Source organism: Chloroflexota bacterium, from assembly GCA_016197225.1.
In the GTDB taxonomy this organism is placed as follows: domain Bacteria; phylum Chloroflexota; class Anaerolineae; order Anaerolineales; family VGOW01; genus VGOW01.
Genome location: JACPWC010000033.1, coordinates 1 through 12,743, shown reverse-complemented (window position 1 = coordinate 12,743; position 12,743 = coordinate 1). Strand labels below are relative to the sequence as shown.

The 12,743-nt window shown below is 58.9% G+C and carries 11 protein-coding genes; 8 read left to right on the top strand and 3 right to left on the bottom strand.

The window, feature by feature from the left end:
- The coding region (locus HYZ49_06540; GenBank protein ID MBI3241934.1) for a branched-chain amino acid ABC transporter substrate-binding protein at positions 1 to 1,062 on the bottom strand (1,062 nt) is incomplete at its 3' end.
- A gap of 262 nt (positions 1,063 to 1,324) precedes the next feature.
- On the bottom strand, positions 1,325 to 1,822 hold the full coding sequence (locus tag HYZ49_06535) for a cyclic nucleotide-binding domain-containing protein (GenBank protein MBI3241933.1): 498 nt from the start codon (positions 1,820 to 1,822) through the stop codon (positions 1,325 to 1,327).
- Between the two features lie 128 nt (positions 1,823 to 1,950).
- On the opposite strand from HYZ49_06535, the gene HYZ49_06530 reads away from it, so the two are divergent.
- Genes HYZ49_06530 through HYZ49_06515 form a run of 4 tightly spaced genes read left to right on the top strand, consistent with a single transcriptional unit; the run spans position 1,951 to position 7,226 of the window.
- A complete protein-coding gene (locus HYZ49_06530) occupies positions 1,951 to 3,090 on the top strand; it encodes a glycosyltransferase (protein ID MBI3241932.1) in 1,140 nt (379 codons plus the stop codon).
- A complete protein-coding gene (locus tag HYZ49_06525; GenBank protein ID MBI3241931.1) occupies positions 3,087 to 3,458 on the top strand; it encodes a YraN family protein in 372 nt (123 codons plus the stop codon). The genes HYZ49_06530 and HYZ49_06525 overlap by 4 nt, the downstream gene beginning before the upstream one ends.
- Entirely contained in the window at positions 3,455 to 4,387 is a 933-nt protein-coding gene (miaA, locus tag HYZ49_06520; protein MBI3241930.1) for a tRNA (adenosine(37)-N6)-dimethylallyltransferase MiaA, read from the top strand. Before HYZ49_06525 ends, miaA begins: the two co-directional genes overlap by 4 nt.
- Before the next feature lie 7 nt (positions 4,388 to 4,394).
- The gene (locus HYZ49_06515) at positions 4,395 to 7,226 is read left to right on the top strand and encodes a hypothetical protein (protein MBI3241929.1); all 2,832 of its coding nucleotides are present in this window, start codon (positions 4,395 to 4,397) and stop codon (positions 7,224 to 7,226) included.
- 8 nt (positions 7,227 to 7,234) lie between these two features.
- Here the strand turns inward: HYZ49_06515 and HYZ49_06510 are convergent, their stop codons facing one another.
- On the bottom strand, positions 7,235 to 8,233 hold the full coding sequence (locus HYZ49_06510) for a serine/threonine protein kinase (GenBank protein ID MBI3241928.1): 999 nt from the start codon (positions 8,231 to 8,233) through the stop codon (positions 7,235 to 7,237).
- Positions 8,234 to 8,376: 143 nt separating this feature from the next.
- Between HYZ49_06510 and HYZ49_06505 the strand changes: the two genes are divergently transcribed.
- From HYZ49_06505 to HYZ49_06490, 4 genes are all read left to right on the top strand, one after another.
- The gene (locus HYZ49_06505; protein ID MBI3241927.1) at positions 8,377 to 9,027 is read left to right on the top strand and encodes an FHA domain-containing protein; all 651 of its coding nucleotides are present in this window, start codon (positions 8,377 to 8,379) and stop codon (positions 9,025 to 9,027) included.
- Positions 9,028 to 9,282: 255 nt separating this feature from the next.
- Positions 9,283 to 10,251: an ABC transporter ATP-binding protein gene (locus HYZ49_06500; GenBank protein ID MBI3241926.1), complete on the top strand. Its 969-nt coding sequence runs from the start codon at positions 9,283 to 9,285 to the stop codon at positions 10,249 to 10,251.
- Positions 10,244 to 10,990, top strand: a complete 747-nt coding sequence (locus tag HYZ49_06495) for an ABC transporter permease subunit (protein ID MBI3241925.1) — start codon at positions 10,244 to 10,246, stop codon at positions 10,988 to 10,990. Before HYZ49_06500 ends, HYZ49_06495 begins: the two co-directional genes overlap by 8 nt.
- Positions 10,990 to 12,606, top strand: a complete 1,617-nt coding sequence (locus HYZ49_06490; protein MBI3241924.1) for a GldG family protein — start codon at positions 10,990 to 10,992, stop codon at positions 12,604 to 12,606. The genes HYZ49_06495 and HYZ49_06490 overlap by 1 nt, the downstream gene beginning before the upstream one ends.
- The last annotated feature ends 137 nt before the right edge of the window (positions 12,607 to 12,743 follow it).

The following is a 12,743-nucleotide window of genomic DNA, read 5'->3' as shown; positions in this document are numbered from 1 at the left end:
CATCAATTTTTCCATGGTTTTCGGGTACAAACTGATTGTATTGTAATCGGGGTCTCCGCCGTATTTGGCCTTGTAGGAGTCGCGCCATTCACCGGCCTTGCCCGTCAACTCGGACGGGGGAACGCCGCCGAAGGTGGTGTACACGCCCTCAGCCGAATCGCCGGCGGCGTCGAGGAACGCTGTCTCGGCAATGCCGTCCGGGCCCATGAAGATGCCCTCGTAGCCGACGTTGCGGATGTCCTTGACCAACTGGCCGGCGTTGTTCTGGGTGATGCCGCCGAAGTAGATCAGGTCAGGGCCGAGGTCTTTGATCTTGGTGGCCAGCGCTTTGTAGTCAGCGGCCTTGCCATCAATGCCTTCGTGGCCGAGTACCTGGAGGCCGATCTCATTGGCCTTCTTATCAAACACATCGGCGATACCCTTGCCGTACAGTTCCTGATCGTCGAGGATGTAAACCTTGCTAGCGCCCAGGTCTTTGGCCCACTGCGCGCCCACTGCGCCCTGCAGGTCGTCCGCCGGGACAACGCGAGTGTAGTTGCGGCTACCGCTTGGGTAGTACACATCCGGTTCGCCTTCGGCGCCCTTGCCGGGTTTGGTCAGACCGGGGTAAGTATTGGCCGGGGAGATCATAACCACATTCTCAGGATTGAGAATCGGGATTTCCAGCTTGGCCGCGCCGGAGTTGAAGGTGCCGATCACGGCGACGATGCTGGCGTCGGCGGCGTAGGCCTTGGCGTTGGCCGTTGCCACTTCGGGGTCCCATTTCTGGAGAGCCGCCGAAGCGTCGTCTTTGGCTTCGTACTCAATCGTCCACTTGCCATTGCAGACTTTGTTTTCCGTTGCGGCGAAGGCCTGTTCGATGGCGTTGACGATCGTCTGCGTCTGGCCGAGCGAAGAGCCAGTCATAGGCAGGTCGGACACGACCTTGATGGTGCCGCCTGAGGCCGCGCCGCCGCCGCAAGCCGAGAGCACCAGGCTGGCGATGACAACTGCGGTCAACAATAGGTAGTTGCGTTTTGACATTGCTATTTCTCCTCCGTACTGTAGTGTTAGTTTTCCCATTGCGAAATACAACGGGTCAGCATGGCCCTGAAGGTATTGCGAAATATCAGGGCTAATTACACATTAGAAGTATGGGTGCTTTGTGTATGAGGACATTCCCCCTTTCAGCGCCAAATTTCTGAGTTGGGATGTCTGATCAGCTGTCTTTGAGTCCCCACTCTCACACAGCTCTTCCTTCTTTGACGAGCGATAATAGACGAATTTTCAGCGTAGGTCAAGCGTCGGTTTATCGTCTAATTGCAACAGAATCGGACGGGGTTTTTCAGCCACGCCGTTGCATGCCGTAGAGCAATTCTTCGCGGATTTTCATATCCGTGTTGCGGATTTTGAGTGAGAGGTCAGCGGCCAGGTTGCGCATGAGGCGGTAGCCCAGTTGAGGATAGGTGTCGCATAACATCATCAGCTTATCTCGCGGAATGATCAGCAATTGGGTGTTATGCTGGGCGCACTTGGCCGTAGCCGACCGGAGACCCTGATCCACCAGGGCCACTTCGCCAAAGGATTGACCCCGGCGCAAGGTGGCAATCGTCACCGGCCCCATGTGTGGGGTGGTATTGTCGCCCACCAGAGTCGGGTCCACCTGAATCTCGATCTCGCCCTGGGCGATGATATACAATTCGTCGCTCGGCGTGTTTTCCTCAAAGACGATGTCCCCAGTGTTGAGCCGCCGCTCCTGGCAAAGTGAGGCCACCAGTTCGAGTTGAGTGGGCGTCAGCTCGTAGAAAATATCACCTTGTTTGAGAATGTTGATGAAGGACATGGCGGCTCCTTGCGCAGGAAATAAGCTAAGTGTATTCAGCCTCGAAAGGGTGTCAAGCTGTGGCCTAACTTGACGGCTTACACCCCAACGAGTACCATGACTTTATGCGTATTGGAATGATGGCTGACATGTACAAGCCTCACATCAGCGGCGTGACCAACTACATCTCGCTCAATAAGCGTGAGCTTGAGCCGGCCGGCCACAAGGTGTACGTCTTTACACTGGGCGGCGAGGCTTATGAGGATGATGAGCTATATGTGGTTCGTTCACCGGCCATCCCCATTCCCGACACGGGCTACTATTTGGGGTTTCGCTACTCGCGGGCCGCCCAGCGCAAGCTTGGCTCGATGGACATTGTACACGTTCATCACCCCTTTGTCAGCGGGCGGCTGGCCCTGCGCTACTGCCGCCCACGCGGCATTCCCATCATCTTCACCAATCACACCCGCTACGATTTGTATGCTCAGGCTTATCTGCCGATGGTGCCTGAAGCGCTGAGCGAGACGCTCTTGCACGCTTACATGCCCGACTTTTGCGCCAGTTGCGATCTGGTGATTGCGCCTTCGGCGGGGCTGGTGAAAGTGCTCCGAGGGTTGGGGGTAGGATCGCCGATTGAAGTAGCGCCGAATGGTGTTGACCTCCGGCCCTTTGAACAGGGTGCGCCGCGCTCTCGCGCCGAGTTTGGTTTAGCCGATGATGATTGCGTGTTGATCTATCTTGGCCGGGTTGCGCCGGAGAAGAATCTGGGTTTCCTGTTGCAAGCCTTCGTGGGCGCGAAGTCCGTGGTCGAGAATCTTCATTTATTGATTGTGGGCGGCGGGCCGGCGTTGGAAAGCTTGCGAGATGAGGCAGGCCGGTCTGGCGTGGGCGCCTTCATTCGTTTTACTGGCCCGGTTCCGTACCAGGATGTGCCCGGCATGTTGATGCTGGCCGACGCCTTCGTCACCCCTTCGTTGACTGAAGTCCATCCGCTCTCTCTCATTGAAGCCCTGGCCGCCGGTTTGCCCGCCATCGGGATCGAGTCGCCGGGCGTGGAAGACACTATTTGCGACGGTGAAAACGGTTTGTTGTGCGCCAACGATCTGGCGGTGTTTACCGCTAAACTGGTGCGCCTGACTCTGGACGCTGAGTTGCGCCAGCGGCTGGCGGGCGGCGCCAGGGAGTCGGCAAAGCAATATGACATTCGCCGCACTTCAGGCATCATGATGTCTCACTATGAACGGTTGGCCGAAGAGCGCGTTCGCCGTTCCGATGGGAAGGCAACATGAGCCGCTCCCGCCTCTCTCTCGGCCGGCGCGGCGAACAGTTGGCCGCCGACAAGCTCATTTCACTCGGCTACGAAATTGTCGAACGTAACTTCCGTTGCCCGGCAGGCGAGATCGATCTGGTGGCAAAATTTGGCGAGACCTGGGTATTTGTGGAAGTGCGAACCCGGCGCGGGGCCGATTTCGGCTCCCCCGAAGAGTCGGTGACACTTCGCAAGAAAAGTCACCTGATTGCCGCCGCTCAAACTTACCTTCAGGATCATGCTCTGGGCCAGGTGGACTGGCGAATTGATTTTGTGGCGGTTGAACTTTCAGGCAAGGGCGAGTTGTTGAGGGTAGAAGTGATTGAGAACGCGATCAATCAGCAATGACAAATCTCCAATCTCTAAAACTCCTCGTCATCGTCGGCCCAACCGCCGTCGGCAAGTCGGCAATTGCCGTTGAATTGGCCGAACGTTTGGCTGGCGAGATCATCTCCGCCGACTCGCGTTATCTTTATCGCGGCCTCGACATCGGCACGGCCAAGCCCTCGCTCGCCGACCGCGCCCGCGTCCCGCATCACCTCATTGACGTGACTGACCCGGACAAGCCCTGGGCGCTCTCGGAATATCGCCAGGCGGTTGATGAATTGATCGCAGCCATCAACGCGCGAAATCATTGGCCGTTGTTGGTGGGCGGAACCGGGCAGTATGTTCGCGCCGTGTTGGAGGGTTGGACGATCCCGCCCCGCGCCGCCGACCCGGCGCTGCGCGACGAGCTGTTGGCCTTTGCCGAGCGTGAAGGTTCCGAGGCATTGTTCCGCCGGTTGGCTGAGGCCGACCCCGCCGCCGCACAAGTGATTGATCGGCGCAACGTTCGGCGCGTGGCGCGGGCGCTGGAAGTGACGCTGGCGACGGGGCAACCGTTCAGCGCCCAGCGCCAGAAGACTCCGCCTCCGTACCGTTCTATCATCATCGGCCTGACTCTGGCTCGCCCCATTCTTTATGCTCGCATTGATGCGCGGATTGAAGCAATGATGGTGAAAGGGCTGGTGGCCGAGACGCAGGCCCTGGCCGACAAAGGATATGCCTGGTCTCTGCCGGCCATGTCGGCGCTTGGCTACAAACAGATCGGCATGTGCCTGCGCGGCGAGTGCGACCTGGCCGAGGCCACGCGGCTGATCAAACACGAGACGCGGCGCTTTGTGCGCCAGCAGGCCAACTGGTTCCGGCTAAACGATCCGCAAATCCATTGGTATGATGTAGAGCAGTTAGAGATTGATAAACTGATTGAAGACATTTATCGGTTAGAATCGCAGTAACCCGCGAATGCAACGACTTACCCGACTCTTACTTTTTCTTGCAATTTGCCTCAGCGCCATTCAACCCGTCTCGGCCAGAACGACTCAAGCGTTACAAACCGAAGTTCCCAATGGCGAAGTAGATCGCATTGTTGCCGCCCTCACGCCCGAAGAGCGCGTTGGGCAACTGTTCCTGGTGGCCTTCAACGGCGCCGACACGGGCGTTGACTCGCCCATTCGCGAATTGATCACCCAATATCACGTGGGCGGTGTGGCCCTGTCGGCGGCCAACGACAACTTTGGCGGAACGCAGACCTTCATCACCGAGACCATCGCGCTCACCAGCGCCCTGCAATCCATTGCCGCCGGTGAGACCTCGGGCCTGGATGGACTTCAAACGCCGGAAGCTTCAACCACGCAATTCATCCCTCTCTTCATCTCAACTGCTTACGATGACGAAACGCCATCGGGCAATTCCCTGATGCCCGGCCTCTCCGGCCTCACCGCCTTGCCCAGCCCGATGACGCTGGGAGCAACATGGAGCACGTCCCACGCCAACACCGCCGGCCAAATTGTGGGGCAGGAATACTCGACGCTTGGCGTCAACCTCTTGTTCGGCCCGACGCTTGACGTGGTGGAGACGCCTCAGCCCGACAACCCCGCCGACCCCGGCGCGCAGGTGTTTGGCGGCGACTCGTACTGGGTGGGCAAACTGGGCCGGGCCTTCATTCAGGGCATTCATCTGGGAAGCGCCAGTCGCCTGGCCGTCGTCTCTCGCCACTTCCCCGGTTACGGGGCTGGAGACCGGGCCATCGGCGATCAAATTCCGACGATCAATAAACTGCTGGCCGAGTTGATAGCTGTTGACCTTGTCCCATTTTTCGCCGTCACCAAAGGAGACACATTCTCCAGCACCGACGCCCTCCTGATTTCACACATCCGCTATCACGGCTTCCAGAGCGCCCGCGAGACCACTAAACCGATCAGCTTCGATCAACAAGCGTTGACGACGTTGCTCTCCTTGCCGGAGATTGCGCCCTGGCGGGCCAACGGCGGCCTGGCGATCAGCGACGCTCTGGGCGCGCGCGGCGTGCGGCGCTTTTATGATCCCTCGGGCCGAACATTCCAGCCCTTCAAAGTGGCCCTCGACGCCTTCCTGGCCGGCAACGACGTTTTGTATCTGGCGCAGTTCGGCCCGAACTCACAAGACGATCAGACCGAGGCCGTTAAATCTGTCATCAGCCAGTTCGTGCAAAAGTACAAAGAAGACCCGGCCTTCGCCTTGCGCGTTGACGAGTCGGTGACTCGCACTGTGGGCCTCAAGCTGAGAATGTACGGCGACTTTTCCATCGGCGCCGTCTTGCCGGCCATCAACCCCGAACCGTTTCCCGACAACTCGGCGGCCATGTTCGCCGCCGCCCGCGACGCGGCCACCCTCATCAGCCCCAGCCCCGCCGAGCTTGCCGACCGCCTGCCCTCACCACCCAGCATCAACCAGCAAATTGTCTTCTTCACCGATGCCCGAACGTCTCGGCAGTGCAGTCTCTGCGCTCAACGCTCCATTTTTCCGGCAGACGGTTTGGAGCAAGCCGTTCTCAAACTTTATGGCCCGCAAGGCAGCGGCCAGGTTGTCGACTCCAACCTGAACAGCTTCTCGTTTGCCGACTTGATCAACTACCTTGATGGCACGCCTCTGCCGGCCACGCCGACGCCCGACCCAGCGCTCCAGACTACACCCGAGCCGCCTCAGCCCGGCCTGGACGATTCGATCAACAATGCCGAGTGGCTGGTGTTCGCCATGCTGGACGTGAACGACGAAGTGACCGCCTCCAGAGCGTTGAGCCGTTTTCTGGCCCAGCGCCCCGACTTGAGTCGCGGCAGGCGAGTCATCGTCTTCGCCTTCGATGCGCCCTACTACCTTGATTCCACCGAAATGGCCCAGTTGACGGCTTATTACGGGCTGTACAACAAGACTCCGACGGCCCTGCAAGTGGCGGCCCGCATCCTGTTTCAGGAACTTGCGCCGGCCGGCTCGTCGCCGGTGTCAATTCCATCGGCGCGTTATAGTTTGCTAGAGATCACTCAACCCGATCCCGATCAGGTTATCCAGCTTTTCGCCGACACGCCTCAGCCCGAAAATGCCACGCCTGCGCCTTCTGATATAACCTCCACCCCGCCTGCCTTTGCTTTGAACAGCATCGTGGCTTTGCGCGCCGGCGTCGTTGTTGACCAAAACGGCCACCCTGTTCCAGACGGCACGGTGGTAAACTTTTTTGTGAATTATTTGGCGAAAGGCTTCACGGCCTTGCCGATTAAAGCGAATACGGTTGATGGGATTGCGCGCGCCGAGCTTCTTCTAAATGAAAGCGGGTTGGTGGAAGTGAGCGCCACCAGTGAACCGGCGCAGGTTTCGTACAAATTGCGGTTTGATGTCAGCCTGGTGGGGAGCACGCCAGAAATAGTTATCCCGCCAACAATTCCACCGGACACCCCGGCGCCAACAAACACAGCCACCCTCACCCCAACGCCGACACTTACTCCTACCCCGACGCCCGAAACCAAGCCCGGCCGCCCCGAAATGAATGGCGGCGATTTGCTAATGGCATTAATTGCTTTGGCGGTATTTGGTGGCGCGGGCTGGCGGCTCACCCGCAGCCGGGGCGACGCCGTATCGGCGGGCGTGAAAATGATTCTGGCAATTGCGATTGGCGTGTTTGCCAGTTACAACTATTATGCGTTGGGGTTGCCCGGAGCGAAGTCACTTGAAGCGTTAGGCGGCCTGGCCCCGCCGCTCGCGGCCTGGAGCGGCGGGCTGGCGGGATTGGTTGCAGGTTGGTGGTGGTTTGGCCGGAAGCAATGAGGCCGCGATCAGTGCGGGACGAAGGTGACGAAGATGGCCAGCAGGGCCAGGAGCGCGGCCACAATTGCCAATTGCCGCTGGATCGGATCGGTGAGGGCGCGCTCCACCCACTCACGTGGCGAGGATGGAATGTAAACCGACTCGCCGGTCGCGTCTGGAAAGATGCCGCTGAACAGCGCGGCGCTGAGAGCGGCAACATTGGCCGGGCGCTCGTCGGGGTGCAGGTTGAGCGCCCAGTGGATGGCCCGTTCGGTGCGCGGCGAAACCAGAGGATTAATGTCGCGCAAGGCCGGCAGACTGCCCGGCTTGAGAAAGCGTTGCTTGGCTTCGGTGGGCGCTTCGTTGCTCAACAGATGATAGAGCGTTGCACTGAGCGAATAAATATCGGAACGGGCGTCAGTGTGGCCGGTGTCGCCGCCATATTGTTCCAGCGGCGTGTAGTGGGCAGTGCCCCGGCCTTGTACAATAGTAACTGTTTGTTCGTCGGGGTCGAGAACTTTTACCAACCCAAAGTCTACGAGTTTGATAGCGCCGCTGGGTGTGAGTTTGAGGTTGCCGGGTTTGATGTCGCGGTGCAAAACGGGCGGCTCCTGAGCGTGCAAGTAGCCCAGCGCATCCATCAATTGCTCGGCCCAGCCCAGCACTTCGGCTTCCGGCAGGAAGCGGCCCTCATCACGAGCGGCGGCCACCACGTCCGAAAGGTCCTGGCCGGGCACGTAATCCATCACCAAAAAGTCGCGGTCATCTTCCGAGAAGAAGTCCGAGACTTTGGGAAGGCTGGCATGATCAAGTCGCGCCAGCACGGAGGCTTCGCGGTAAAATTGTTCGCGAGCTTCCTGCTGGACTTCGGGCGGGGCGTAGGGATCGCCGATGACTTCTTTGATCGCGCACAGACGACCGGTGAGACGCGCGTCTTCGGCGAGATAGATCGATCCCATGCCGCCCTGGGCCACTGCCTGCCGGATGTGGTAGCGATCACGCAATAGATCGCCGGGGCGCAAGGCCATGACTGACGGTGCTCCGTTGAAATGGAGTAAACTGGATTGTGGGAGGGTGAGTGAGAGTTATGGCTCCGGCGCGGGCCACCCTCCAGGCCACAGAGCAACTCTCGTATTTTCGATGTCTGAATTATACTTCAGGGGAGACCTGCATGAGTGAACGAGTTGATACGCCGGTTTTGATCGTCAACGCCGGCCCGCAGACCGGGCAACGCTGGCCTTTGAACAAAGAAGAACTGATCATTGGCCGGGGCGCCGAATGCGATATTTTGATCAACGATAAAACCGTCTCCCGTCGTCACGCCCGCGTCAAACGTGAAGCGAATCGGTGGATGCTGTACGACGAGTCTAAGAATGGCACCCACGTCAACGGCCAGCCCATTTCAGGTTCGCATTTGTTGAAGGACGGCGACATTGTGGCGATTGCCACTGCCGTCAAGCTGGTGTATGTCGGCTCAGAGGCCACCGTGCCGCTGGCCTTCGAGCTTCCCAAAGGCGGCCGCCTCAAGCTGGATATTCCGGGCCGCCGGGTGTGGATCGGCGGCAAGGAAGTTGACCCGCCGCTTTCCCTGCCTCAATATCGCCTGATCGAATTGCTGTACGCCCGCAATGGCGACGTGTGCCCGCGCGAGGAGGTGGTGCAGGCTGTGTGGCCCGATGTGCAAAGCGACGGCGTTTCCGAGCAATCCATTGATGCCCTGGTGCGCCGCCTGCGCGACCGGTTGACGGAGATCGATCCCAACCATCAGTACATCGTTACAGTCCGGGGGCATGGCTTCCGGCTCGATAATCCGGGCGCTTAAGGCTTGTTTTTAGCCAGGCCGGCAAATGGCTCGCATGTTCTATTTTGCTAAGCCGGATTAGGCGGCGCTAAGAAAAGCTTGACTTTCCTTTGTGATAAGTTGTATAGTGTCAACGCAAAGGGCCGCCGGGCAGGCGGCTCTTTCAGTGACACTTGATATTCTTTTGACGAGCACACAGCAGAGCGCTTCCGCCGTGTGCTCGTCTTGTGTCATACGAACCGGCGTAACCCGGATGACTAAAGGACTACGCAAAGCATGATTCAAGTCGAAGGTTTAACCAAACGTTATGGCTCGCGCACGGCCATAGACCATCTCACCTTTCACGCCGAGAAGGGTGAGATCGTCGGCTTCCTCGGCCCGAACGGCGCGGGCAAAACCACCACCATGCGCATCCTCACCGGCTACATGCCGGCCTCGGACGGCAAAGCCATTGTGGCCGGCTACGATGTGTTCACCCACTCACTCGAAGTCCGCAAGCGCATTGGCTATCTGCCGGAGACCGTACCGCTCTACGCCGAGATGACGGTCTGGCAGTATCTGGACTTCATGGCCGAACTGCGCAAAGCCCCTGATCGCGATGATCGTGTTGAGGAAGCAATGGAAGCCGTCCACATGACCGATCGCGCCGATTCGCTCATCAGCAACCTGTCCAAAGGCATGCGCCAGCGCGTGGGTCTGGCCCAGGCCATGCTTCACAAACCGGAGGTATTGATCCTCGACGAGCCGACCATCGGACTCGACCCGGCGCAAGTCCGCGATGTTCGCGATTTGATCCGCGAACTGGGCAAGGAGCGCACGGTGATGCTCTCGACTCACATCTTGTCGGAAGCGCAAGCCCTGTGCAACCGGGTGTTGATCATTAACAACGGCAAGATCGTGGCCGAAGACACGCCCGACCGACTGCGCTCCCGCCTCAGCGGGGGCGACCGGGTGGCTTTGAAAGTGGCCGACGACGGCGCCGGGCTGGCCGAAGCGTTGGGCAAAGTGTCGGGTGTGACAGCAGTTCGCGCCGTGACCGACGGCGAATTTGAAGTTGAAATTGTCCCCGGCGGCAACGTCCGCCCCGAACTGGCGAAGGCAGTTGTCAACGGCGGCTGGGGCTTAATGGAAATGAAACCGATGGGCATGAGTCTCGAAGAAATCTACTTGCAGTTGATCCAGGCCGAAACCGACGAGGCGGCTGAAGCGGAGCCGGCTAAGGCTGAGGAGGCGCAAGATGCGTAACGTGTGGACAATCGCCAAGCGCGAGTTTGCGCACTTCTTTGTGTCGCCCGTCGCCTATGCCGTGGCCATCCTCTTCCTTTCAATCGTCGGCTTGATCTTTGTAGTTAGCGTTGCCGACACCGCGAAAAACGGCGGCGAGCCTTCGATGAATTTTGTCTTTGGGCCGCTCACCAGCCTCTTCCTGTTTTTCGCTCCCGTCATCACTATGCGTTTGCTGGCTGAAGAGCAGAACAAAGGCACGCTCGAACTGCTTCTTACCGCTCCGCTTCAGGAGTGGGAATTGGTATTGGGCAAGTGGCTGGGGGCCTGGTTCTTCGGATTGTGCCTGATCGGCGTCACAATTATTTACGCGGCGCTCATGTATGCCTATGGCAACCCGGACGCCGGGCCGATCTATTCGAGCTACCTGGGCATGGCCTTGATGGTGGGCGCCGTCCTGGCGGTGGGTGTCTTTGCCTCGTCGCTCACCGGCAACCTGATTGTCTCGGTTGCCATCGGCTATACCTTCATGCTCACCATCTGGATCATCGGCTTTGCCACTAATTTACTGCAAACCTTTTTCGGTGTCGGCAATACCAAGCTCGTTGACTTTGTCTCACATCTTGACTTTTCAAACCATTTCTCCAACTCGTTCGGGCGCGGGATCATTGATACGGTGGATATTGTTTACTTTATCAGCGTGATTGCCATCTCGCTTTTCCTGGCGACGCGGGTGGTTGAAGCGCGGAGGTGGCGCTGATGGAACTTAAACGCAAGCACGTGGTGGGCCTGGCCGCCATCATTCTGGGCGGCATCGCCATCCTCTTTGGAGTGGTTTACGGATTCATCAATCAAAAGATTGACTCGACGGCGCAGGCGGCCTTTGCCATTGGCTTGCTGGGTATTGCCCTGTTTGGCGGCCTTGAAGTTGACCTGCTGACGCGGGCGCTCAAGAGCCGCCAGGCGCGTTACGGCGCCGAGGCGCTGGTGCTGGTCGTCGTTTTTGTTGTGGTGGTGGGGTTGGTTAACTTCATCGTCGTCTTCAACGACCGCATCGGCCCGGTTCCCATCAAACACCGCTGGGACCTGACCGAAACGCAAGACAACACGCTGACGCCCGAAACACTTAAAGTGTTATCCGAGCTGACCGAGCCGGTGAAGGTCTATGCATTCTTTACCAGGGACGCATTCAACCTTGAAGCGACGAAAGGATTACTGGACAACTACAAGGCCAACGGCGGCGACAACTTTGGCTTCGAAATTGTAGACCCGGATGCCCGGCCAACCGTGGCCCGTGAACACGGCTACACGACCGACGGCACGTTGGTGGTCGAGCGCGGGGATCAAAGTGAGTCGGTCACCGGCGCCACCGAGTCCGGCCTCACCAACGCCATCGTCCGCCTGAGCAATCCCACCAAGCGCATCATCTACTTCCTCGGCGGCCACGGCGAACGAAGCATTGACGACACCGGCGAGAATGGCCTCTCTGGCGTCAAGGCTGATCTGGACGTCATCAATTACGAAGTGCGCTCGTTGACGGTGATTACTGAAACTTTGCCCAGCGACGCTTCGGCCATTGTGATCGCCGGCCCGCAGTCGCCTTACACCGAAGAAGAAACGAAAGTCATTAGCGACTACCTGGCCAACGGCGGCAAAGCCATCATCATGATGGACCCGCCGGCCCTGACAACGGCTGAACCCGGCGCGCCCGATCCGCTGGCCGACTACCTGTCGGCGAACTGGGGCCTGACGTTGCGCCACGACCTGGTTATTGATCTGAGCCAGTACGTGCCTGACATCGGTCAGTTGGCCCCGGCTACCTTAAGCTACGGCTTCAGCCCGATCACCCGCGATCCGCAGGATCAGCGTAAAGTCGCCTTCTTTCCTTATTCGCGCAGTATTGCCATTGCCGAAGCAGGTAGCCTGCCGCCGGATGTCACTTCCGTAAGCATCGTGCAGACCAGCCGCAACGCCTGGGGCGAAACGAACATTGACTCGATCAACGCCGGCAACCCGGCGCTCGAGGAGGGCGACGCCACCAGCCCTGATGGTTTGTCGGTGGTGGCGACTGCCGAAAATATCACCACCAAAACACGCCTGGTCGTTTTTAGCAGTTCGAGCTTTGCCCTGAATGTGTTCAAGCAACAGGGCGGCGACCGGTTTGCCAACAGCACTCTCCTGCTCAATTCAATCAAGTGGGTGGCAACCGACGATCAACTCATTGGCCTGACTCCAAAAGAAACGGTAAGCCGGTCGTTGAATATCTTCACCAACCGCGATCTGGCGATTATCATTTTGCTCTCGTGCCTCCTGCCGCCGCTGTTGGTGATCATCGGCGGGGTGAGCGTGTGGTGGTCGCGCCGCAGGAATGCCTAGTAAATGAACCGTCGCACAACCTGGATTCTCGTAGGCGCGCTCATTGTGTTGGGCGGGCTGGCCTACGTTCTCAACACCAACCCCGACGCTTTTGGCGGGGTAACGGCCACCCCGACACAAGGCGGCCCAACCTACCT